Annotated in this window: 22 protein-coding genes; 7 read left to right on the forward strand and 15 right to left on the reverse strand. The window is 62.9% G+C overall.

Annotated elements, in window-relative coordinates; translation table 11 throughout:
• Nucleotides 1-204: 204 nt before the first annotated feature.
• From AC1D75_RS25780 to AC1D75_RS25815, 8 genes are all read right to left on the reverse strand, one after another.
• Nucleotides 205-1890, reverse strand: a complete 1686-nt coding sequence (locus AC1D75_RS25780; protein ID WP_495518157.1) for a 3-ketosteroid-delta-1-dehydrogenase — start codon at nt 1888-1890, stop codon at nt 205-207.
• Nucleotides 1890-2771, reverse strand: coding sequence for an SDR family NAD(P)-dependent oxidoreductase (locus tag AC1D75_RS25785; RefSeq protein ID WP_495518158.1), 882 nt, complete (start codon nt 2769-2771; stop codon nt 1890-1892). Before AC1D75_RS25785 ends, AC1D75_RS25780 begins: the two co-directional genes overlap by 1 nt.
• Nucleotides 2772-2848: 77 nt before the next feature.
• Nucleotides 2849-3736 (reverse strand): SDR family NAD(P)-dependent oxidoreductase, encoded by an 888-nt coding sequence (locus AC1D75_RS25790; RefSeq protein ID WP_495518159.1) that lies wholly within the window; start codon nt 3734-3736, stop codon nt 2849-2851.
• On the reverse strand, nt 3733-4659 hold the full coding sequence (locus AC1D75_RS25795; protein ID WP_495518423.1) for an alpha/beta hydrolase: 927 nt from the start codon (nt 4657-4659) through the stop codon (nt 3733-3735). The genes AC1D75_RS25790 and AC1D75_RS25795 overlap by 4 nt, the downstream gene beginning before the upstream one ends.
• A 44-nt stretch (nt 4660-4703) precedes the next feature.
• Nucleotides 4704-6329, reverse strand: a complete 1626-nt coding sequence (locus AC1D75_RS25800) for a flavin-containing monooxygenase (RefSeq protein ID WP_495518160.1) — start codon at nt 6327-6329, stop codon at nt 4704-4706.
• A gap of 75 nt (nt 6330-6404) precedes the next feature.
• Entirely contained in the window at nt 6405-7391 is a 987-nt protein-coding gene (locus tag AC1D75_RS25805; protein ID WP_495518161.1) for a VOC family protein, read from the reverse strand.
• 53 nt (nt 7392-7444) lie between these two features.
• Nucleotides 7445-8629 carry an acyl-CoA dehydrogenase family protein gene (locus AC1D75_RS25810; RefSeq protein WP_482137788.1) on the reverse strand — a complete coding sequence of 395 codons (1185 nt, stop codon included), beginning with the start codon at nt 8627-8629 and terminating at the stop codon, nt 7445-7447.
• Between the two features lie 54 nt (nt 8630-8683).
• A complete protein-coding gene (locus AC1D75_RS25815) occupies nt 8684-9883 on the reverse strand; it encodes a 3-ketosteroid-9-alpha-monooxygenase, oxygenase component (RefSeq protein WP_495518424.1) in 1200 nt (399 codons plus the stop codon).
• A 648-nt stretch (nt 9884-10531) separates the two neighbouring features.
• On the opposite strand from AC1D75_RS25815, the gene AC1D75_RS25820 reads away from it, so the two are divergent.
• Nucleotides 10532-11323 carry an IclR family transcriptional regulator gene (locus AC1D75_RS25820; protein WP_495518425.1) on the forward strand — a complete coding sequence of 264 codons (792 nt, stop codon included), beginning with the start codon at nt 10532-10534 and terminating at the stop codon, nt 11321-11323.
• 75 nt (nt 11324-11398) lie between these two features.
• Here the strand turns inward: AC1D75_RS25820 and AC1D75_RS25825 are convergent, their stop codons facing one another.
• From AC1D75_RS25825 to AC1D75_RS25835, 3 genes are all read right to left on the reverse strand, one after another.
• Nucleotides 11399-12961, reverse strand: a complete 1563-nt coding sequence (locus AC1D75_RS25825; protein ID WP_495518162.1) for an FAD-dependent oxidoreductase — start codon at nt 12959-12961, stop codon at nt 11399-11401.
• An 85-nt stretch (nt 12962-13046) separates the two neighbouring features.
• On the reverse strand, nt 13047-13436 hold the full coding sequence (locus tag AC1D75_RS25830) for a VOC family protein (protein ID WP_495518163.1): 390 nt from the start codon (nt 13434-13436) through the stop codon (nt 13047-13049).
• Between the two features lie 29 nt (nt 13437-13465).
• Complete coding sequence (locus AC1D75_RS25835; RefSeq protein ID WP_495518164.1) at nt 13466-14224, reverse strand: SDR family NAD(P)-dependent oxidoreductase; 759 nt, start codon at nt 14222-14224, stop codon at nt 13466-13468.
• A 129-nt stretch (nt 14225-14353) separates the two neighbouring features.
• Between AC1D75_RS25835 and AC1D75_RS25840 the strand changes: the two genes are divergently transcribed.
• The 6 genes from AC1D75_RS25840 (at nt 14354) to AC1D75_RS25865 (ending at nt 20426) form a co-directional block, all read left to right on the forward strand.
• A complete protein-coding gene (locus AC1D75_RS25840; RefSeq protein WP_495518165.1) occupies nt 14354-15151 on the forward strand; it encodes an enoyl-CoA hydratase-related protein in 798 nt (265 codons plus the stop codon).
• On the forward strand, nt 15148-16311 hold the full coding sequence (locus AC1D75_RS25845) for an acyl-CoA dehydrogenase family protein (protein WP_495518166.1): 1164 nt from the start codon (nt 15148-15150) through the stop codon (nt 16309-16311). The genes AC1D75_RS25840 and AC1D75_RS25845 overlap by 4 nt, the downstream gene beginning before the upstream one ends.
• Nucleotides 16308-17384, forward strand: coding sequence for an acyl-CoA dehydrogenase family protein (locus AC1D75_RS25850; protein ID WP_495518167.1), 1077 nt, complete (start codon nt 16308-16310; stop codon nt 17382-17384). Before AC1D75_RS25845 ends, AC1D75_RS25850 begins: the two co-directional genes overlap by 4 nt.
• 14 nt (nt 17385-17398) lie before the next feature.
• On the forward strand, nt 17399-18661 hold the full coding sequence (locus AC1D75_RS25855) for a CaiB/BaiF CoA transferase family protein (RefSeq protein ID WP_495518426.1): 1263 nt from the start codon (nt 17399-17401) through the stop codon (nt 18659-18661).
• Nucleotides 18662-18723: 62 nt separating this feature from the next.
• Complete coding sequence (locus AC1D75_RS25860) at nt 18724-19413, forward strand: GntR family transcriptional regulator (protein ID WP_495518168.1); 690 nt, start codon at nt 18724-18726, stop codon at nt 19411-19413.
• An 11-nt stretch (nt 19414-19424) separates the two neighbouring features.
• Nucleotides 19425-20426 (forward strand): alpha/beta hydrolase, encoded by a 1002-nt coding sequence (locus AC1D75_RS25865; protein WP_495518169.1) that lies wholly within the window; start codon nt 19425-19427, stop codon nt 20424-20426.
• On the opposite strand, the gene AC1D75_RS25870 is transcribed toward AC1D75_RS25865, so the two are convergent.
• The 4 genes from AC1D75_RS25870 to AC1D75_RS25885 are packed head-to-tail and all read right to left on the reverse strand — an operon-like array spanning nt 20423 to nt 24204.
• Nucleotides 20423-21652, reverse strand: a complete 1230-nt coding sequence (locus tag AC1D75_RS25870; protein WP_495518170.1) for an NAD(P)/FAD-dependent oxidoreductase — start codon at nt 21650-21652, stop codon at nt 20423-20425. The two genes, AC1D75_RS25865 and AC1D75_RS25870, sit on opposite strands and share 4 nt — an antisense overlap.
• 55 nt (nt 21653-21707) lie before the next feature.
• Nucleotides 21708-22028, reverse strand: coding sequence for a 2Fe-2S iron-sulfur cluster-binding protein (locus AC1D75_RS25875; RefSeq protein WP_495518171.1), 321 nt, complete (start codon nt 22026-22028; stop codon nt 21708-21710).
• An 8-nt stretch (nt 22029-22036) separates the two neighbouring features.
• Entirely contained in the window at nt 22037-23269 is a 1233-nt protein-coding gene (locus AC1D75_RS25880; RefSeq protein WP_495518172.1) for a cytochrome P450, read from the reverse strand.
• A gap of 29 nt (nt 23270-23298) precedes the next feature.
• The gene (locus tag AC1D75_RS25885; protein WP_495518173.1) at nt 23299-24204 is read right to left on the reverse strand and encodes an SDR family NAD(P)-dependent oxidoreductase; all 906 of its coding nucleotides are present in this window, start codon (nt 24202-24204) and stop codon (nt 23299-23301) included.

Here is a 24204-nt window from a genome sequence, read left to right on the forward strand (position 1 = left end):
GTCCGCAGTACATGTCATCTCGATGCTCCTCACAGTTCTTTCAACGTATCTGCCTCGCGTACAACAGTGATCGGACCACCTGCGGCGCCGGGCTCGGTATCGCGCTGGGCGGAAGTGCTTCAAGGGGGGTGAACATGCGAGGATCACACCAGGACCCGTCCCCGTACCACCACTTCACCACTTGCACTGCGGTGCGTAGTCGGGTCATGCCGACGCGGCGGTTCGAGCTGCGATGTATCCGTAAACCAAGCCCTGACCGATGGTCGCGCCGGCGCCCGGATACGTCGTACCGAACGCGTTCGCCGCCGAGTTGCCGATCACGTACAGCCCGCTGATTGCACTACCGTCTTCGCGCAACGCCCGAGCGTTCGAGTCAGCCCTCACGCCACCACAGGTACCGAGGTCACTGAGGACCATACGGACCGCGAAGAGAGGTCCCTGCAGCGGACGAAGATTGGGGTTCGGAGTGACCGACGGATCGCCGTAGTAACGGTCGTAAGCACTTTCACCACGGTGGAACTCGTGATCCACCCCGGTCCTCGCGTCGGCGTTGACAGTCGTAATGGTTGCCGCAAACTCTGCCTCTGGCACCCCTATCGACCGGGCGAGCTCCGCCGGCGAGTCGGCGCGGTAAGCGATTCCATTGTCGTACCACGACTTTGGCAACGGCTGCCGCGGGAAGATACCACCGGCGAATAGGTAGGAGTTGCGATACTTCTGATCAAAGATCAGCCACATGTCCTCAACCGGATCACCCATGTGTTCGCGCTCGAGCACGCGCTGACCGAACGACATGTAGTCCTTCGCCTCGTTGATGAAGCGACGCCCAGTCTGGTCGATGATCAACGATCCCGGCAGCGAACGCTCGGCCAACAATACGGCGGGCTCACTGCCCGGCAGGGCGGCCACTGCCGGGAACCACCACGCCTGGTCCATCAGTCCGATCGCAGCGCCGACCTCCTGCGCGATCCTGATGCCGTCGCCGGTGTTGCTCGTGGCCCCCAGACTGGCGTGTGGCTGCAACCGCTCCGACTGGAACTTGTTGCGCATCTCCACATTGTGATCGAAACCGCCGGTGGCCAGCACGACTCCTCTACGCGCGACGACCTCGGTTTCGGTGCCATTTCTGTTGACCACGGCGCCGCTCACCCGGCCTTCGTCATCGACGATCAGTCGCAGCAACGCGGTATCGGTCCAGATCGGTATCTGCGCCCGGACCGCGCCCGCAAACAGCCCGGCGGCCAGAGCCTGACCACCCGCCATGTATTCCCGTTTAAGAGCCATCCCGCCGACGCCCAGTGCGAGAGCCTTGAGGGCTCGCGACAATCCCTGCCGAGGCCGACTCGCGATCAGGTTCAACCACTTGTAATCGGCTCCGGTGACCGGCATCGGCAGTGGCGCCTCCAGCAATCCCGGCCGCAACCGCGTTCGCTCGGCCCCCAGCACCGAGGCGTCAAACGGTTTGCACTCGCACGTCCGCCCCATCGCGGAACCACCGGGACGTTCGGGATGGTAGTCCGAATACCCCTTGGCCCACATGAATTTCATCGGCGTCATGCGCGAGAGCATCTCGACCGCGGCTCTGCCGTTCTCGAGAAAGGCGGTGCCGCGATCTGCTGGGGCCGAGTCACCGACCACGGCTTTGATGTAGTCGGCGGCCACGACTCCGTCACCCGGTTGCTCCGCAGCGAGCAACGGATTGGTGGGTATCCAGAAGGCTCCACCCGACCGCGCTGTCGAACCACCGACGTATGGGGACTTCTCGACCACCAGTGCGGAAAGTCCTTCCTCGTGGGCGGTGAGGGCGGCCGCCAGGCCGGTTCCGGCTCCGACCACCAACAGATCCACCACTTGGCGGGCCCGTGTCTTCAGATCTTCTGTTGAACTCATCAGGAAACTTCTTTCGGGAGAAGCACGCCCATGCGGTCGAGCATGGATCGTGGATCGGCGGGCGGCCGGAACGCGAGGAGTTGATCACCTCGGCGCTTCATGGCCGCCGCGCACAACTGGTCATCGGAGAAGATCCAGAAGTCGCCGCGGGCGATCTGCTCGATCATGTGCTCGGCAGCGAGCAACGCATCAAGCCCCTTCTCCACATTGTCGCGTTGCATCACTTCGAAAACCGCATTCGCGATCGGGTTCGTGGTGGGTGACTCCCGCTGCGCCGACACGAAAATTTCGCTCCGAATGGAGTGTGGCACTACAGCACTCACCTGAATAGGTGCATTCAGTATGGATAGATCCTGGTGCAGGCATTCGGTCATTGCCAGGACCGCATGCTTGCTGACGATGTACGGCGACTGCACGGCAACCGCATTGAGACCGCCAACCGACGACAGGTTGGCGATACAGGACGCTGTGCCGACCTCGATCATCCGGGGCACAAAAGATCTGAGGCAGAAGAACATTCCGTCGACATTGGTCTGCATGAGACGCTGCCAGCGGGTCGGCTCGATCTCCCAGAGCAGTCCGGCCGACTCCACGCCGGCGTTGTTGATGAGCAATTCGACAGATCCATAGCGCGAGAACACGTCCGCAGCCATCGTTTCCACGGCCACGGCGTCACCAACATCGACACCGAACGATGATGCCCTTCCGCCCGAGTCCTCGATCTCTGCTGCAACCAGCGCCGCCCGATCGGCATTGAGGTCGGCGATGACAACCGTCATCCCCAGTCTCGCCAGATGCCTGGCCAGGCCCTCCCCGATTCCGGATGCCGCTCCGGTGACCACCGCGGTACCGGAAGAATAACGTTCCTCTGCGAAAGTCATTTCACTCCTTGAAGTCTCGTCCGACCATCCCCACATGGCGATGTCAGTCGGAGGTGCGCTGTGGTGCACATCAGCGGCTACAGTCCGGTTGGTTTGATGTTCGGGTTGGCCCAGGCCGGCGGTTCTCTGCGCGGGAGTTCGGTCCGGCCGTCGAGCGACATCACCGGGGTGTCGGTCGCCCACGGATAGTGGAGACTGAACGCGACCAGTCCGGTCCGTTCGGCAGCCGGAACGGTGCACATCTCCAGGACCGTCTGTGCCAAGTACTCGACCGGCTCGGTCTCATAGCCCTCCGGCAGCAAGGTCTGCGCGCCCGGGGTCATGATGGCGGTCGATGGACCTACCGCATTCACCGCGATTCCGTCGTCGACCAACTCTGCCGCCAGCCCCTGGGTGAGCCTGTGCTGCGCGGCCTTTGCCGCTGCGTAGATGACGTCGCCGGAGGTCTTGTTGTATTCGCGATACGGCCTGATAGGACTGAGACCGGTGGACGATCCGATGTTGACGATCCAGCCGCCACCCTGCCTCCGCATATGTGGGATGGCGATCTGGCTGAGACGAAAAGGCACCTTCAGGTAGTGCTCGATGGTCCGGTCGAAGGTGTCCATGGACATTTCGTCGATGGTCGAATAGTCGGCGAAGCCGGCATTGTTGACCAGGATGTCGATGGCGCCGAAGCGGTCGACCACAGACTCGATGAGTTGATCCCGCTGAGCCCCGTCCTCGAGATCTGCGGGCATCGCGACGGCCGTACCCCCGCGATCTTCGATCGCCGTGACGGTCTCATCCAGGGAACCACCAAGGATGTGCCGCTCGCCGTTGCGAATAGACGCCGACGGTGCCGACGATCGAGCCGTCACAACCACCGTCGCACCCTCCGCCGCCAGGCGTAAGGCGATTCCGCGACCGATACCGCGACTGCTACCCGTCACCAAAGCTGTTCGACCCGCGAGCTTTTCTGTCATAGCTCCCTCCGACCAGCACGTCGTGGAGTCCCCAGCAGCGTCTTCATCATGTTCCACAGTTCGACGCGCGCCGTCGCGGTCAGAGACAGGCTCGGGAACGTTAGGAAGCCGTGGAACAGTCCCTCGAATCGGTGCACCACGACCGGGACCCCGTCACCGGAAAGACGTCGCGCATAGTTCTCTCCCGACGTGCAGGGCGGGTCCAGTTCGGCTGTGGCGACGATCGCCGGCGGCAATCCCGCCAGTGACGACGCCCGTGTCGGGACCACGTACGGACTGTGCGAGCCGTGCGGAGCATATTGCTGCCAGTACCACTGCATGGCGCTGGTGGTGTTGTAGTAGCCCTCCCCGTACTTCGCGTACGACTCGGTGGTGAAGTCGTCGTCGATGACCGGATAGATGAGCACCTGACCGGCGATCGGTGCGCCGCCGCGATCGCGGGTCGCCAGGCACACCGTCGCTGCCAGGTTGCCCCCGGCGCTGTCCCCTACAACGAAGAGCCGGTTCGGATCGCCCCCGAGATCCGCGACATTCGCCGCGGCCCACTGCACGGCGGCGTACACGTCTTCCATGGCCGCAGGCCCGGGATGCTCCGGTGCCAGCCGGTAGTCGACCGCCACCACGATCGCTCCGACGGCCTCGGCCATGGATCGACACAATTCGTCATGGCTGTCCAGGTCGCAGAAGACGAACCCACCCCCATGAGCGAACACGATGACCGGTTTCACGACCTCGTCGCCAGAATGTGGGATATAGACACGAAGCTCGAGCGCGCCTCCTGGCCCGGCGATCTCGAGTTCGCGCACCGATTTCATATCAGGTTGGCGGGTCAGCGGTGCCCGTCGCGACACGATGATCTTGCGTACCTCCACGGGAGAGTACGCAGTGACGTCAGGAAACCCGGACTCCAACGCCGCGAGCATCGCTTCGACTTCCGGATGGAGGTCCGGTCTGCGTTTCGCCGCGCTCAACGCGTCGCCTCGTCTGCGGCGCCGGTGAGCACGAATCCCTTGTAGCCGGCTCCAGCGACCTCGTCGCAAATAGAGCCGTAGTTTCCGAAGCCGCCGATATATGGCATAAATACTCTCGGCTTGCCGGGGATATTCGCACCCATGTACCACGAATTCGCCTGCGGGAACAAGGTTCCCGCAGCCTTCGCGTTGCATTCAGCAACCCATCCGTCTACCGCCTGTTCGGACGCCTCGATGGTGGTGAGCTCGTGTTCTGCAAGATGCTTCAGGCATCCTGCCACCCAGTCGACGTGCTGCTCCGCACCCAGCACCATGTTGGCCAACACACTGGGGCTACCTGGGCCGGTGAGAATGAACATGTTCGGAAAGCCGGCGGCGGTCAGGCCCAGATACGTGCGCGGACCGGCCGACCAGTCCTCTTGCAGGGTCCTGCCGCCACGACCACGAATATCGATGCGCGCCAACGCGCCGGTCATCGCATCGAAACCGGTCGCGAAGACGAGCATGTCGAGGTCGTACATCGAGCTAGAGGTCCGAACACCGGTCTCGATGATCTCCTCGATGGGCGTCCGACGCAGATTCACGAGTGTCACGTTGTCGCGGTTGAACGTCTCGAAATAACCGTCGTCGGTGACGATCCGCTTGGTACCGATCGGATGATCGTCGGGTATCAACTGATCCGCAATCTCCGGGTCAGCGACCATCTCACGGATTTTCGCCTCGACATACTCACGCGCGGTGTCGTTGGCTGCCAGGTTCGCCGTCTGGTCCGGGAACGCCTTGGCAAACAGGTATCCCCCGCGCTGCCACCACTCGTCGTAGATCCTCGTGCGTTCGGCCTCGTCGACCTCGAGCGCCCCTCGCGGATTGGCGTTGAACGGTGTTCCGCCACCGCTCGATCGGGACAATCGCCGACGCTCGGGGTAGGTGGCCTTGATCTCGTCGATCAACTCCTGCGTCAACGGCCGATTACCGGCCGGGATCGAGTAGTTCGGACTTCTTTGGAAGACCACAACCTCATTGGCCTCTTGGGCTATCACCGGGATCGATTGGATGCCTGAAGAACCCGTGCCGATCACACCCACTCGTTTGCCGTGGAAATCGACTTCGTGATGCGGCCACTCGCCTGTGTGATAGCACTCGCCGCCGAACGAATCGCGGCCCGGTATGTCGGGCAGATTTGTCGCTGACAACACTCCGGTCGCAAAAATACAGAAGCGGGTGGTCACCGTTGTTCCAGTATCCGTGGTGACCATCCAGAAGCGCCTGTCCTCGTCGTAGACGGCCGACATGACGCGGGTCAGAAAATCGTATGCTCCGCGCAGAGAATGCCGGTCGGCAACATGTTCGAGGTAGGCCAGAATCTCCGGTTGCGTCGCGAACCGTTCGGTCCACGTCCACTCTTGTTGGAGTTCGGCGTCGAACGAGTAGGAGTAGTCGATGCTTTCGACATCACAGCGCGCACCAGGGTAACGATTGTGGTACCAGGTACCACCCACTCCCTCGGCCGATTCGAAGCCGTGCACCCGCATACCGAGCTCACGTAGCTTGTAGACCGCGTACAAACCGGACAATCCGGCCCCGACTACGACGACGTCGTAATCGCTGTCCTGGGTAGTCACACCGCTCACATCCTTGTTGAGATCTTCGATCGTTGTGCAAAAGGTAGACAAAGTAATTCACTTTGCAGAGGCAGCTCAGGAGCTGACGTCAACCCTCTGCGCCTCGGAGTCATCGACTGCGAGTTCAATGTCACCGTCTCCGGTACCGGCAGCCTTCTGCGCGGCGGCGATCTCTTTGGCCCACAACCACTCGTGACCCCAATAGCTGTCTTTCGTGATTTCCTCAGCGGTGTAGTACGACTCGTCGACCAACATGCCCTCGGTGCCGTATTCGATATCCCAACCGCCCGGCACCCGGACATAGAAGGAGATCATCTTGTCGTTGGTGTGCCGCCCGAGCGTCGAAGAGACCGGGAAATCATGCTTCACCACCTCGTCATAGGCGCGGCCGACCGCGTCGAGCGAGTCGACCTCGACCATCACGTGAATCACTCCCGGGTCTCGACCTTCCATCGCCGGCATCAGTGCGAGACTGTGGTGGCGCTGATTGACTCCCATGAACCGGATGCGCATCGGAGGATTGACTCCCACCGGGGACATTCGAAACGCGCCGCGGGACAAGAACCCCAGTGTTTCTGTATAGAACCGGAACGATTCGTCGAAGTTCGCCGTCGGCATCACCACGTGGCCGAGACCCTGGGCACCGGTGATGAACGTCTGCGAATATTTCGTCACAACTGGGCTGTGGTCGAGCACTGCTCCGTAGAAGAACTCGAGGGGAGTTCCACCCGGATCTGTCAGGCACAGGCCGCTCTCTACGCGGCGCGCATCAGCCAACTCTTGTGGCATCAAATGGTATTCGACACCGGCATCGTCCAAAGTGGCTGCCAATCGTCGCAACGCCTGCCCGTCACGCACCTCCCATCCCACTGCCGTGACCCGGTCGACATCGCCTGGTTCGACCGTGAGCCGGGACGCCCGCTCGTCCATCCGGAAGTGCAGGGCGTCGGTTTCAACACCCGAACCCGGCGCAAAGCCGAGAACATCGAAAGCCAAAGTGCGCCAACGCTCGATGTCGGTCGCCTGGACCCGGACATAACCGAGTCCTCTGATCTCAGTCATCGGAGACTCCTTTCAAGAAAAAGTGTGTGGTGAGCGGCCGGCCGAATTAGGATTCAGATCATCACCCGAAGAGGACCCGCAGGCACTTCGACATCCAGCGAGGCCATCGCAGCGGCATGATAGGGCGTGCTGCTGACATGGATCGCGTGATGCAAGCCGGCATGCGCGTCACGCCAAAACCGCTGCAGCGGATTGTCCATTCGAAGCGAGTTCCCGCCGGCATGGTCGAAGATCTCGTCCGCCGCACGGACAGCACGCCACGCCGCACGAACCTGATTACGCCTGATCTCGGCGCGCATCGGGAAGTCGATTTCCTTGCCCGCATCGACCAGGTCCCAGACCCGGTCGACGTTCGCCAGCACCTGTTGCCGTGCGGCATCGATCTCCGCAGCTGCCTCACCGAGCGAATGCAACACGTAGGGATCGTCTTTGATCACGTTGCCGGCCGCACCGACACGGTTGCGCTGGTACACGATTCCGGCAGCCAACACCCCTTCGCAGATACCGATGGTGGCTGACGTGATCCCCAGTGGAAACATCGTTGACCACGGCATCCGGTACAGGGTCTCGGTGGCTCCGTACTCCTTGGCCGCCGTTCCGTCGATCACCTTCCCTGCGTCCATCACCCGGTAGCTCGGAATGAATGCGTCTTTCACGATCACGTCCTTGCTGCCGGTCCCACGCAGTCCGACGACATCCCATGAGTCGGCCACGATCTCGTAATCGGTGCGAGGCAGGATGACGTGCAGACCCTGCGGGGGCATGATCGGAGCACCCTTCGCATCGCCCACCATGGCACCGAGAAAGATCCAGTCGCAGTGGTCGGTGCCCGAAGAGAACTGCCAGCGGCCGTTCAGCACATAACCTCCATCAGCAGGTACTGCGACGCCTCCGGGCATGTACGGCGATGCCTGCCAGGTGTCGCTGTTGTCGCCGAGCACCTCGTCTTGCACCTTCGGATCCGCAAACGCGAGCTGCCACGGATGAACCCCGACGATTCCACCGACCCAACCTGCCGAGCCGTACAGGCTCGCCGTCCGCATCACCGCCTCGGCGAACTCCCGCGGATGCGCCTCGAATCCGTCGTACTTCTTGCGTTGCAACATGCGGATGATCCCTGCATGGCGCAGGCTCTTCGCCATATCGTCGGGTAACCGGCCAAGGGACTCCGCTTCGGCTCCGCCCGCGCGCAATTCGTCGGCGATCGCTTCGATGTTGTCAAGCACTTCGTGGGTCATGATGACTCCTGAATCAAGATGGATGGAACCGCCGACCGGGCGGCCGGTATGTTGTCAGGCGTTGGTATTGGCCGCAGGTTCGGACTGGCTGGACACACTCTCACCGAAGGCCGTGCGGCCGGCGGCGAGATTCTCTTCCACCTCGGCCTGCCAACTGTTCACGGCACGCTCGGTGTCGATCTCAAACTCGAAGCGATTCACCATCTCTGGTGTGACGTCCTCGACGTCGACGTAAAACTGTTCGTACCAACGGCGGAGCTGGTAGACGGGCCCGTCCTCCTCCGACAGCAGAGGGTTATCTATGCGGGACTTGGACTTCCAGATCTTGACATCCTGTTCGAATCCGATCGCGATCCCGTTGGCAACGGCGTTGGCAATGTCGTTGGCAGCCTCATCAGCCATCCCCTCCGCCTTCTTCACAATCACCCCGTACTGCAAGCGGAACGATGTGGGGGTGATCGGGTAGTGGCAATTGATCAGGTACATGCCGGGTTCGCCCGTGAGATCCCCACCAGCACCCCAGAGCTGATCGATCATGTAGGAGGGCCCGAAATATGTGGCATCCGAGCGGTTCTCGGAACCATAGTTGGTTGAATCACTCACTCCGACGGCATCGGCCCGAGGCATCGACCGCATGAATTGTGTCGCCGTGTGCCCTTCGAAGACGTTCTGGAAGTGGGTCGGAATGCCGTAGTGCACGTAGAAGAAATGTGCCATGTCGACCACATTGTCGACGATTTCCCGGCAATGCGAACCCTCGACATCAACCGAGTTCCACACCCAATCCGTCCAACCGGAGTCGCCATACACCGCGATCTCGGGGATGGCCAGTTCCTCCGGCGGTTTGCCGCCCTGCGGATCGTTCCACACGAACAACTGCCCGCTGGCCTGCATGGTCGGCCAGGTCTTTGTGCGGGCAAGCGGGGGTACGCGACGCGCATACGGGATTGCCGCGCACTTTCCGTTGCCCTGCCATCGCCAGTCATGGAATGGGCAGGCGATGGTGTTCCCCTTCACCATGCCCTCGGCCAGGTTGCCACCCATATGGGGGCAATACGCGTTGAGCACGTTGAGTTTTCCGTCCTCGCCGGCAAATACCACGAGATCCGTTCCGAAGGCAGCAACCTTATGCGGCTTCCCATCATTGAAATCTCGGACGAGGCCCAGGCAGTGCCATCCGCGGGCAAACCGCGCGGGTGGAGCACCTTTGTCGATGACGCGTATCTCCTCGGCAATGTCGGGGCTGGAACTCACAGGTACCTCCTGAGTCGGGCATTGATTACGTGCCGGCGGTGCTGGCGCAGATCGGGATGACTTTCTGCGTCTTGGTGTGATCAGCTTCCCAAGCAACTGAGAGCCTGTGATGCACGTCTCCCGAAGAATGGGATGCCATGTGCTGCGAGCCCGGCCCGACGTTTCGAGGATCGGGCGGAATTCCTACACTGCGTCACCGAACATGTTCAGTAGCAGAATTTTTCGGGATCTCCGTACTCAATCGTGATTCGTTCGGTCAACGGCTCTGCCTGGCACGCCAGGATGTGGCCGTCCGCGATGTCTTCGGCGGCAAGAACCTCGTTGCTGGTCTGGTGCACATCCCCCGAGCTCAGAGGACACAGGTGCCCGTACTGTGATGAACTGGCCTGCGCGATAGCCGAAGTCCGGCTTGTCGGGTTCCGTCGGCTCGAACACGATCGATCGCGCGGGTGTGCCACGATCGGCAATCCGCGAACAGTACGGCCACATGCGCAGGGCCTGAGCCGACCGTTCGATGGTCGTGAGGCGCCGCCCGGACGTCAGGCCTGACACGTCCCGTCCACCAATGCGGTTTCAGCTGCGCGGCGGACACGGTACCGTGATCCCCATCACAGATGATTCAGCAGGTCAGGAGATCGAGTGAGCAGAATACGCACCGGCAGTGGTCCAGTGTCGGTTGTCGGACGAATCTCTTTGGTGTTGGAAACGTTCAACGGAGCCGGTCCACTGACACTGGCTCAGGTGACCGCACGGACCGGGCTCCCCCGCTCGTCCGTGCACCGTTTGCTCGAACAACTGACCGCCGAGAGCTGGTTGGCGCGTACGCCGGAGCAGACATACGAGTTCGGCGCCAAGGCCTACGAAATGGGTCAGGCTGCGCTCAACCAGAACCGGCTTCTGCAGCGTGCCCGGCCCCTGATGCACACCTTTGCTCAGCGCACCGGGTTCACCATCCAGCTCGCGGGCCCGGTCGGCGGAGAGACCATCTATCTCGCCAAGGTCAACGGCCGCGCTTCGGGCGCAACACCTTCGGCGGTTGGGCAGCGCATACCGATACACCTCACAGCCGCGGGCAAAGTGATGCTCGCGCACGCCGAAGGAGCCCAGCGAACCGCATTGTGGAGCGATCTACGCCTCAACGAGGACGGTAGCCCGATCGGTCGGACCAGCCAGAGCATCACCTCGCGTCGGCAACTCGACGACGAACTCGGTCTGATCCGTGATCGCGGTGCCGCCTTCGATCGCGGTGAAGCATTCCCGGGCATCGGGTGCGTGGGCGTGTCCATCGGACCGCCAGACCACATCTACGGCAACCTCGGTGGGCTCTCGGTCTGCGGCCCGGCGATGTCGTTGGATTACCGCAAACTGGTTGGGCCACTTCGTGTCGCCGCACGCGAGATCTGGGAAAGTTGTGTGGCGGCGGACCTCGCCACGCACTGAGTCGAGACTTCTGTCCCGTCTGCGCGGTTCCCGGACGCGGCTGGCACAACGGCACCACCGCGGTCCGGGCCTGCACTACTCCGACGTCGCGGTAGCAGCGTTGACTGCGCCGGCCATCACCGCAACGGCGCGGTATGCCATGACCATGCCCGTGCCGAGCGGTACCCCCGGGGCAGGATATGCCGCACCCGAGATGGACGCCGACGAGTTCCCCGCGGCGAACAGCCCTGCAACGGTCGAACCGTCCTCCCGCATCACTGCACCGTCAATGTTGATGACTGCGCCGCCTTTGGTGCCGAGATCGCCGAGCACCAGGCGCACCGCGTGGAAGCGCGAGCCGTCCAACTGCTGCAGACAGGGACCAGCCGAGTTGGCGCCCACAAAGAACTGACCGAACGGGTCCTCGCCGCGACGGAAGTCCTCGTCACGCCCGGCGCGAGCCTGACTGTTGAAGCGATCGACCGCCGTGACCAGCGTGACCGGGTCCAGACCCAGCTTCTCGGCGAGAGCACCGACGGTTGGGGCCGTGTGCCAGAGTCCGGCCTCCTCGAACGCCGCCGGCTCGGGCATCGGCATGCAGATGGCGGGCAGGTCATCACCGAACCGGTTGTCAAAGATGAACCAGAATGCATCACCCTGACCGTGCTCCATCCGGCTGCGCATCGCCCGACCCATCTGGTCATACGGGAGCATCTCGTTTGCGAACCGCTCACCCGTCGAGTCGACGACGATTCCCGCCCGCAGACCCAGCGTGAATGCGGCATGCCCGTTCGGGAACAGTGTCGCCGGGCACCACCACGATTGGTCGAGGAACGCCGTGGCCGCACCGACTTCCTGGATCATCTCGAGGGCGTCACCGCCACCGGTTGCCGGGTGCGAGGACGTCCAATCGGCGGTTGGCATCTGCTGGTGTGTTGCGCGCAACGTCGCGGAGCGTTCAAAGCCACCCGCTGCGAGGAGGACACCCGCCCGCGCACGGAATTGCTTCGGGCCGTCACTTGTCTGTACATTAACTCCGATCACGCGCTTCGACTCATCCTGCAGGAGGTGCTGCGCGGCGGTCTCGAGTCGCAGATCGGCGTTATCCGAGTTGTCCAAGGCCTGCACCATACGAGCGATCCAGGCCTGGCCCCCGTCCAGCACCGAGCGGTCGACCTCGGCACCGAACTGATCCTGCGCCACCGTCGGACGAATGTCTGCCAATCGGTCGCCCAACTCCAGTGCCGAAATCGACTTCGCAAAGATGCTGCGCCCGTTCGCACTGCGCCCGGGAGCATCGAAGTAATCGGGAAAAGGCCGGTGTTCCATGGGGATTCCGACCGAGCTCTCGAGGAACTCGACAACCTGAGGACCGGTCTCGACGAATGCCCGTTGCACCTCTGGTGCAGTGTGGCCACCGACCACCGCGCTGAAGTAGGTCAGGCCTTTCTCGATCGAATCATCGACACCATCGCGGGCCAGGACATGATTCCCGGGCAGCCAAACGCTTCCCCCGGAATATGCCGAGGTCCCACCGAACAGGTGGGTCTTCTCGATCACGCAGGTCGACAGTCCACGAGCAACCGCCGCCAGAGCGCCTGCCAGGGCAGCTCCGCCCGAACCCACCACCACCACGTCGTACGACTTGTCCCAGTCCATCGTCAAATACTCCCTGTCGCTGCGCTTCGTTGAGATTTGCGTGACCTTAAGCGCGGCAGCACGATTGCGACGTGGAGGTTCCCACTCAGTGGTCCTGGTCGGCTCGTGGTTTCTGAGTGAACTCGACCAGGTATCCGTCCGGGTCACGGACCATCGCGATCACCATTCCCCCGTATTCTTCCAACACGGTGACAGGCACTTCCACGGTGCCGCCGTGCGCCACCGCGCACGCAACCTGCGCCGCCGTGTCTGCGGTGTTGACGACCACCTTGACGAACATGTTGCCGTGATCGGCCTCGGCGATCGGTTGTCCGTCTCGGGCCGCCATCAGTTCCATCCCGGCTGCTCCAGCCCGGACGACCACGACCTCATACTCCGGGGTGCCGAACTCTGCTCCGCGTACGAAGCCGCAACCAGCCGTGTAGAAATCGAGCGAACTCGACAGGTCAGAAACCCGGATAGCGGTGAGTGACAATATATTCGGAACAGGATCAACGCTCGTGATCATCGGGTCTGTGACCCTCCGTTGAAGTCCAGCGTCTGGCCGGTCAGGCCGCCCGCCTCATTGGACGACAGATACGCGCAGAAGGCCCCTACTTCGATCGGGTCTCCCAGACGTCCGATCGGGATGGTGGCAAGGATGTTCTCGATCGCCTCCGCGGACATCTTCTCCTCCAGGTTCTTCTGATGGCCGAGTGCCACGATGTTCGCGGTGACACCGAACTGCCCGATCTCAGCGGCGAGGTGCCGGATGAACCCCTCGATCCCACTCTTACCGGTGGCATACATCGATACATTGATGTTCTGCCCGGTGCGGGCGGAGCCCGAAGAGATCTGCACGATACGACCCCATCCCCCATCGCACATTCCATCGATGACGCTCTTGATGCAGTTCATCGCACCGTAGATGTTGAGATCGATCGAAGGTGCCCACTGCTGCGGCGAGAGCTCCCGAAAAGGACTGTGGTTACGCCCTTCTGCGACGCCGGCGTTGTTCACCAGGATGCTGACGTGGCCACCCAGCTCTTTCTCGGCGCCGCGGACCGACTCGGTGACCGCGTCCAGGTCGGTCACGTCGAACGGGGCGGCGATCGCAGCGTTACCCTCTGCAATGATCTCCGCCACCACCTTCTCCGCCCGATCCGCATACAAGTCATTGACGATGACCGTGGCTCCTTGGCGCGCAAGTACTTTCGCGATCCCCTCGCCAACACTTTGCCCCGCACCGGACACCAACGCGATCTGACCTTCCAAGCTGAACACATGCACTCCTTGTCGCGGCCGCGAGCGGCTCGTCGTCTCGAACGAATGTGCTCCAGTTCACTGGAGCGGCGCATAATTGTCAATCAATATTGGATTCTATTTAGTATCCAATCTGTTAGCGTGGCCGACATGACAACCGAGAAACCCGCGGTGGTCGCGGCTCCGATTCTCACCGCGGTCTCCGCCGGTGTCGCTCACCTCACCCTGAACAATCCACGGCGCAAAAATGCGATCACGCTCGAGATGGCCGCGCTGATAGGCGAATTCTGCGATCAGGTGGAACGCGACACGGACATAGGTGCGGTGGTGGTGAGCGCTGCGGGAGAATACTTCTGCAGTGGCGCCGACACCCGTGATCTCGCGGCCTCCTCATCGGATCCGGCATCACCGGACGCGGTCGCGCGCACGTCTGCCGTCTACGGCGCATTCGTGCGGGTCGGCAACCTGCCGGTACCGACAATTGCCCGGGTGACAGGAGGCGCCGTCGGAGCCGGCTTGAACCTGGCCATGGCCGCCGACCTGATGGTGATCACTCCCGATGCCGTTCTCGAAAGTGGTTTCCTGGCGCGCAGCATCCACCCTGGAGGCGGTCACCTCGCCTTGCTCGGGCGTGCGGTCGGTTGGTCGGAGACCGTCGCGATGGCCGCCTGCGGACACTCCCTCACCGGCGAACAGGCCGTGCAACGCGGGTTGGCGCACGCGGCTGTTCCAGACGACGAGATCGACTCCTACATCGGTGAACTGACCGGCCCGGCGGCCGCGGATCCTGAATTGACCCGACGCGTGATGATCAGTGCCCGACTGGAACTCGGCCCACCCGGAGTCAGCTGGTCATCGGCACTCGAGATCGAGCGCGGCGTCCAGATGTGGTCGATGTCCCGCAAGGGTCAGAGCAATTGGTCTTCACGAGGACCCCGGCATTCATGACCACGACACCAGCAACGTCGACGGCCACCATCACCGATGCGGAGCTCGAAGGTCTACGGCGCGAGGTCCGGGCATTCCTCAGAGCAGAACTCGACTCTGGAGCGTTCACTCCCACCACGGACAGTTGGATGACCGGATTCGACGCTGCCTTCAGTAGGCGCTTAGGGCAACACGGCTTGCTCGGTATGACCATCCCGGCCGTCCACGGAGGCCACGGTCGCAGTGCACTCGAACGATTCGTAGTGACCGAAGAGCTGCTGGCCCACGGGGCCCCCGTTGCCGCGCACTGGATCGCCGATCGCCAGATGGCTCCGGGGATTCTGGCAAACGGCTCCGCGACGCAGAAAGAGCGTTACCTACCCGGTATCGCGCAGGGGCGGCTCTTCTTTGCCATCGGCATGAGCGAACCCGACGCGGGATCGGATCTGGCAGCCGTCCGGACACGGGCGACGGGTCATGCGGACGGTTCATGGTCGATCAGCGGGACCAAGGTCTGGACCACAGGTGCCCACCTCGCCCACGCAATGGTGCTGCTGGCGCGTAGCGATGGAGAAGCAGGAGACCGCCACGAAGGGCTATCTCAGTTCGTCGTCGACCTACCAAACCCGGACATCGAGATCCGTCCACTCCAAAGTATCGATGGCGCTACACATTTCAACGAGGTCATCTTTCACGATGCCCAAGTTGGATCCGATGCGCTACTCGGCCGGCGCGGCGGCGGGTGGCAGCAGGTGATGAGCGAACTCGCTTTTGAGCGTTCGGGTCCCGAACGCTACCTGTCCACGATGCCGCTCCTGCGGTCGTGGTCAGAACTCCTGCGTCGAGACGGCGCGACAGACGAACAACGGGTGACGCTGGGCACTCTGACCGCGCGTGCATGGGCGCTGCGCCGCATGTCCCTGGCGGTGGCCGCCGAGTTGGCTGCCGGCGGCAAGCCCGACACGCTGGCCGCGATGGTCAAGGATCTCGGTTCCACCTTCGAAGGCGACCTCGTCGAGGCCATCCGGTCATCGGGTGCACCAACCGCCATGCGTGTGGGCGGCACTCCATTCGCCCATCTTCTGGCGACCAGCGTCCTGCACACACCAGCTTTCACGCTACGTGGAGGCACCAACGAGATCCTGCGGGGTATCGTCGCCCGAGGACTGGGGGTCCGATGACTGAGTTGACTGCCGAATTGGTCTCTGCGGCAAACGCAATGGTGGATCGTCTCGGTATTGACACCCGTTCACCCGGACAGGTGGACATCGCGCTCTGGGCAGCACTGACCGATGCGGGTTTCACCGTTATCGGCATACCCGAAGAGTCCGGCGGGAGCGGCGGTGATCTGGCCGACGCCCTGGCAGTGCTCTCGGCGATAACCGAAAAGGGCGCGCTGACACCATACCTGGAGCACACCATCCTTGCGTCCTGGTTGGCAGCTACAGCCGGTCACCTACTCACGGGGGGTACCGCGACTGTGGCGGTGGCAGCCGATCGTTGCCTCGCCCGCGAGTCCGGCACCGGAGTTGTACTCGACGGTGTCGTCACCGACGTCGTCCACGTCGGGGCGGCCGACACCCTCGTTCTGCTCCTCACCGGCAAGGGAGCCGGCGACCACCCCTCCGTAGCCGTCATTGATCTGTCGAATGACCGCCTCACCGTGGCGCCAGGGACGGACCTGCTCGGAGCTTCGGTGGGTACGGTCACCTTCGCCGCGACCCCCACACTGTTTCACGCGCCGTCACCGATCGATCGTACGGAGTTCGATCAACGAGCTGCGCTCGCCTATGCTGTCGCGCTGGGTGCGGTGACGCGTGCAATCCGCGACGAAACATGCCGCTACGCAACCGAACGCACACAGTTCGGACGGCCACTGGCCAAGTTCCAAGCCATCCAACAGCGACTGGCAGGCTTGGTAGCTCTCACCGCCTTCGTCGACACCGCAACCGCGTCAGCGGTCGAGACAAAGGGATCCGGCAACGCCTCGATGGCGATTGCCGTCGCCAAGCTCATCACATCATCGTCAGCCCGCGAGGTTGCCGCGGCCGGCCACCAAATCCATGGCGCGATCGGATTCACCTCCGAGCATCGCCTTGGTAGGTTCACGACGTCCCTGTGGACGTGGCGTGATCGACATGGTTCTGAACGCCGATGGGCGGAATACATTGCAGCACAGGTTCTCGACAATCAGGTCGACCTGTGGGATGCGGTGGTTGGCCTGGAATCGACCGCAGAGGAGAAGCCGCAGTGAAGCCCACCACGAAGATCTCAGGCAACACCGCGAGTGCTGTCGAATGGCCCGCGGTCTGCGGCAGGTCCGCCTGGCGGACCGCAGATTCGCATGAGGACAACGGTGTCCTCAGTGGCGTCCGCGTATTGGACCTGAGCCGGGTCCTGGCCGGCCCCTACACCGCGCAAACACTTGCCGACCACGGCGCCGAGGTGATCAAAGTCGAAGCGCCGACCGGTGACGAGACACGCGGATGGGGGCCACCTTTCGTGGACTCGAACACCAGCAGCGCCTACTACGCAAGCCTCAACCACAGCAAGGAGAACATCTGCGTCGACCTGAGCACCGACGAGGGTCGCGAACTGCTCGGCCACCTGCTCGCCGGCGCCGATGTCATCGTGGAAAACTTCAAGGCCGGCACCATGGCCCGGTGGGGATTCGACTACGAAACTGTGCTCGCCCAGGCGAACCCGGCGCTGATCTACTGTCGGATCACCGGTTTTGGTGTCGACGGACCGATGGGTGGGCTACCCGGATATGACGCCGTACTCCAGTCGTTCGGTGGCCTGATGAGTGTCAACGGTTACGCCGACGGTGGTCCGCTCCGAGTCGGAGTACCGATCGTAGATATCGTCGCCGCAAACCTGGCGGTGAGCGGAATTCTGCTCGCAATGCTCGAACGTCAGCGCAGCGGGCTCGGTCAACTCGTCGATATGACGTTGCTCGACTCGGTCATCTCACTTTTGCATCCACATGCAGCGAACTGGGCCGAGAGCGGAAAAATCCCGCGGCGCACCGGCGACTTCCATCCCACTGTGGTGCCCTACCAGGTCTTTCGCGCAAAGGACGGGGATCTATTCGTGAGCGCGGCCAACAACCGCCAGTTCCAAGCCTTGACCGAGGTGCTCGGAATCCCCGAACTGGCAACCGATCCCCGATTCCGGAACAACGGCCAACGGCACGCCAACCGGGATGCCCTCGTGGAGCTGTTGGCTGCGCGAATCGCCCGCCACGACCGTAGCGAGCTGGCGTCCCGATTGGAGGTTGCGGGGGTCGCGGCCAGCCCCGTCAACACCGTCGACGAGGCACTACGGTCACCTCAGGTGACGCATCGAGGCCTGTTCGTCGACACCGAGGAATTCCGGGGCGTGGGCGTTCCGATCTCGCTGAGCAGGTCACCACATCGTTCTCCTCGGCCGGCGCGACCTCTCGGCGCAGACACCGATGACATCCTCACTGCGATGGGTTACACCCCGGACCATCTCGCCGAGCTCCGATCGGCGGGTATCTTCGGATGATCGCGCACAACCCCCACCGACCGGAGACGTTCTGTTGTATCGATTGACACCGCCAACACGTCATGCCTGAGCGAAAAGAAGTCACTCGGGCCGCACAGCGGGTGGTCGACGCCCTCGAGAAGTTGATCGTCACCGGCGAATTGCTGCCCGGCCAACCGATCCGTCAGGAGGAGATGGCCGAGCGCCTCGGTGTCAGCCGCCTCCCGATTCGCGAGGCACTGCGTCAACTCAGCGCAGAAGGCCTTGTGCAGCATGTCCACAACGTCGGATATACGGTCGCGAGGCTGCAGCAGACCGATTTTGATCAGATCTACCTCATGCGAGCGGCCCTCGAACGCGAGGTCATCGCGACCATCGGACACCTCGACGACGCCACGCTCACCCATATCCGTACGCAAGGCGACAAGGTCACCGAGGCCGCCGATCGAGGCGACATCTTGGACATGCGCCTACAGAATCAGGCATTTCATTTCACAATTTTCGAGCAGTCACCGCTCAATCTCGTCATCGCCGAGTTGCGCAGACTGTGGACGATGGCCATGCCGTATCACGCTGCCTACCTTTACGATCCCGAGGTTCGCCGCCGCGTGGTGGCCGAGCACGACGAGATGATCGAAGCGTTGGCAAAGCACGACAACAAACGACTCATCGAGCTAATGAACGAACATCGCCGAGGCGGCGAGGCCAGCACCGGGAACATGCTCCGGGCGACCGGGTCCACACCCACCGGCCCAGCCCGGCCCGAACTCTGAACAGGACCCCCATGAGCGCGCACACCACCGATTTGCCGAACACCGACGACCCGGATCAAGGCGTTTGGGATCCCGACGTCGCGGCGATCGTCCGCCGCATGCGTGAGGCAGGGTCGCGGCCGATGCACGTCGTGGGCGTCGTCGCCGCCCGGCAAACACTGGAATCCATCGTCAGACCGCCAGGACCGTCGATGCGAACAGTCGCCGACGCCACCATCGATGGGCCCCACGGCCTACTGCCGGTCCGGGTCTATCACCCCTGGTCGGCCCCGCAGACGCACGCTCCGGCACTGGTCTGGTACCACGGCGGAGGCATGATCATGGGATCGCTCGACTCATTCGACCGGCTCGCCCGCGAGGTCGCCGACGCGACCGCGGCAGTGCTGGTGAATGTGGACTACCGGCTCGCGCCCGAGCATACGTATCCGGTGGCCAACGACGAAGCCTTTGCCGCCTTGGCCTGGTTGCACGACACATCGAAACAATGGGGTGTCGACGCGCGCCGCATCGGTGTCGGCGGCGACAGCGCCGGCGGCGGACTCGCCGCCGCGACCGCGCTACGCAGCCGGGACGCGGGAGGACCAGACGTCTTTCAGCAGGTCCTGTTCTACCCCGGTGTCGAACGGCGCACCGATCGCCCCTCCATGCACCAATTCGGTGACAGTCCCTTTCTCAGCGCCAAGGACATCGATTGGATGAAGAACCTGTACCTCGGCGACGATCCGGCCGAGGACGACTGTTACGGAGTTCCGGCAACGGCGACATCCCTGACGGGACTACCCCAGGCAGTCATCGCTGTGGGCCACGGCGATCCACTGCGCGATGGGGTCGAGGACTACGGTCACCGCCTACGCGAAGCGAGCGTGCCGACCGCACTACTGCGCTACCCGGGCGTCGGTCACGGCTTCGCGATGCAGACCGCGAGCGTCGCGCGTGCCCGACACGCTGTGAGCGAGGTCGGCGCGATCGTCGCCGCCCGTTTTCGGCAGCTCAGTGCACCGGACGTTGCTTAGCTGTTCGCGGCGGTCAAGAGCGTCTTCAGCGGTATCATGCTGTCCGCCAGCACTTCCCGCGTCGGGTAGTGTCCCCGGCTCAACGCCGAGCGCAGGGCAACAAAATCGGCGGGCGCGTTCACACACTCGGCTCCGGTCAACGAATCGCCGGTGAAATACAAGGTGACCAATCGTCGCGGCTTCGCCGGGTCTGTACGGGTGACCACCGAAGTGTGCCCCGTCGCGTTGCCCACCATCTGGATCTTCCAGTCCCCCTGATCAGACCAGAACCACGGTGCCGGTCGGGTGTGCCGGGCGGCGGCGAGTACCGTCCTCGCCGCTGCGTTGGCCTGCTCGATCGCATTGTCCACCGACTCCAGCCGGGTCCGGGTTCCGTCGGAGGAGATCTGCATCGTGCAGTCCCCGATCGCCAAGGTCGAACCGTCGGAGGTCAGGCATCGCTCGTCGACGACGATGCCGTTGTCGCAGGCCAGGCCGAGTTGAGTGGCGAGTTCAGTGCGCGGTACGGCACCGATTCCGACGAGTACCGTGGACGCCGGAAGTTCAGTGCCGTCGGACAAGCGCACCGCATGGATGCCGTCTGGCCCGGTCAAGATCTCGGCAGGTTGGGTGCCGAGTAACACCTGAACGCCCATGTCGCGGTGCGCTTGACGCATGAATTCGGCGGTCCCGGCGCCAACCGCACGTCCCATCAAGCGAGGGCCCACCTCCACGACGGTCACATCGGCCCCGAGAGCTTGCATTGTCGCAGCGACCTCGAGTCCGACGAAGCCACCACCGATAACCACCAGCGGTCCAGCCGGAATACGCGCGGCCAGGTGGCGGGCGTCATCGAGGTCTCGAAGAACGACAACATCCGGATGATCGGCGCCGGTCAGCGCCAGCCGACGGGCACCGGCACCCGTGGCGAGTACGAGACGGCCGAACCTGCGTTCGGTCGCTCTTCCGTCCGCGTACCGCATAGCAAGCATCACCCCACCGCTGCGGGTGCGAGTCATGCGATGCACCCGGCAGGAGGTGATGAGCTCAATATTGTTGTCCGCGTAGTAATCCGCACTACGCAGGACAATGCTCTCCTCGGTGGCCTCGCCTTTCAACCAGGACTTCGACAGCGGTGGGCGCTGGTAAGGCAGGTGAGACTCCTGCGACACCAGCGTGATCGCTCCGTCGTGGCCGCCGGCTCGAAGACGGTCGGCGAAATGCACTGCTGCGTGTGACGCACCCACCACCACAACATCATTCGCAGAAAAACCCTCCCCAGGATGTGTGTCGGGCACGCTCTCAGACCTGCTCGTCGGGAATCGTCACGTGGATATCGATGCCATCGCGAAGTTCGAGCTGGCATGAGAGCCGTGATGTGTCCCCGCGATCGGCCGCGGTGCACTCGAGCATGTCTTCCTCGTCTTCGCCGGGTCCCCCGAAATATTGTTGATCGTCGGGTGCGAGATACACGTGACAGGTGGCGCAGGACAGTGTGCCACCGCATTGGCCGACAATGCCACGCACACCATTTCGGACTGCGGTCGACATCACCGAGTCACCCACCACGCCGTCGATGACCCGCTCGGAGCCATCCGGCTCGACGTAAAACACTTTGGGCATCAGCTCTCCTACCAGGTCACCGGCATGTCGGTGATCGGAAGCGTCAGGTTGTCCTGATCGATGACCGCATCACCGGAGAGCTCAAGACCCGGCAGACGTTTGAACAGTTCTGCCAGCCCTACCTGCATCTCCATACGTGCCAGTGGCGCGCCCAGGCAATGATGCAGCCCGTAGCTCAGGGTCAGGTGCGGGTTGTGGCTGCGCTGGATGTCGAACTTCTCGTCATGCTCGAACGAGATGCCGTCGTGGTTGACCGCAGCCGGGTCGACCAGAACCGCTTCACCTTTCGCGATCACCATGCCGTCGATCTCGACGTCCTCGGTGGCGACGAACGGCACGAGACCACCTCCACCGGTGACCGTCTCCCCCAGCGCCATGCGTCCGTGACGAAGGACTTCCTCGACCGCTGTCGGCGCGACACCGTCCGGATCTTCCAGGAAAATCGCCAACTGGTCGGGATTGCGCAGCAAGGAAAGCGCTCCGGCGCAGATGAAGTTGGCCGTGTTGTCGAATCCCGCGATGATGAGGATCAGCGCGATCGGCAAGATCTCGCCGTCGGTGAGGCTGTCGTCCTTGTCCCGAGCGTTGGCGAGGTCGCTCAAGAGATCCTCACGGGGCTCGCGCCGGCGCTCGTCGATCAATGCCATCATGTACACGACCAACTCGGTCATGTTCGCGGTGACCTCTTCTTCGGGCATGTTCGCCGTGGCGAGGGTCGACGAACTCCACTTCTGAAATTTTGCCCGATCCTCCGGCGGCACCCCGAGCAGATTGCAAATCATCTGGATGGGAAGCGCCACTGCATAATCCGCGACGAGATTAGCTGCCGCACCCTTGGCGACCATCTCGTCGATCAGTTGATTTGCGAACTCGACGGCCGAGTCGCGCATCGCCTTCACACGCTTGGGTGAGATCGCCCGCTGGACGAGCTTGCGCAATTTGGTGTGATGCGGCGGATCCTCGAATTGGATGGTGCTCTTCAGAAAGTCGGGAAACTCCACGAAGTAAGGGATCTGACGTTCGCCGGTCCGGAACGGTTCGCGCACAAAGCGGGGGTCACTGAGCATCTTTCGGGCGGCATTGTTGCGGTGAAGCACCCAGACGTCACCTCCGATGGGCATGGTCATCTTGGTCATCGGCCGATCGGCTGCGATCGCACGATACCGATCGACCGCGTCATCCGCGGTGACCGGTCCGAATGGATATTCAGTCTGTGGGGCGGTGGCTTCCGTTGTGCTCATGGGTGACTCCGATCAGGCTGGAAAATGAATCAGGACACCGGCAACTGCGCCGGAATGACGATTTGGGGCACGGCGTCGGGAGTGATGGCCATGATCTGGTCGATCCTCTCGGCAACCGTCTCGACCGTCAGTCCCGGTTCGTGAATGCCCACGGTGTTCAGCAGCGCAAGACGATTGACGGTTCCTCCGGCCACGTTGAAGACCTCCCCGGTCACCTCACACGATGCGTGGGCGAGATAAGCCGCCACCGGTGCAACGTGTTCCGGCAGCAGAGCCGTCCGCATGTACTCCATGATCTCCGGTGACAACGTGTCAGCGGAGGCCTCGGCCATACGGGTGCCTGCGCCGGGTGCAATCGCATTCACCCGGATGCCCGCTTCGTATCCCTCGATCGCCAGGTTGCGGGTCAATCCGAACACGGCGCCCTTGGATCCGCCGTAGTGGGCCATTCCCGGGTTGCCCAACATCGCCTGCGAGATCGTGTTGACCACCCGCCCTGACCCCGACGCCTCCAGATACGGCCAGGCTGCGCGGCACACGCGCAACGTCCCGAAGTAGTGGACGTCGAGGTGGCGCTGGTACTCCGTGTCGGGGACGTCCCGAAAGGCTGCGGTGCGTACGATTCCGGCGTTGTTGATGACCGCGTCGAGATGCCCGAACGACGAGATCGCGGTTTGCACGAGTTCGGATGCGCCCTCATCGGTAGAGACGTCGCCCGTGCACCCCACTGCTCTGCCACCGGCCGCGATGATCTCTGCGACCACCTCAGCTGCCGGATCGTCACCATCGGTACCCGAGCCGTCAGTGCAGGCACCGAGGTCTCCGACGACCACCGATGCACCGCGTGATGCCAGCAGTAGTGCGTGCGCCCGGCCGATGCCTCGGCCCGCTCCGGTGACGATCACAACTCTCTGCGCAAAGTCCAATGTTTCCAT

Source organism: Williamsia sp. Y712 (genome assembly GCF_059445525.1).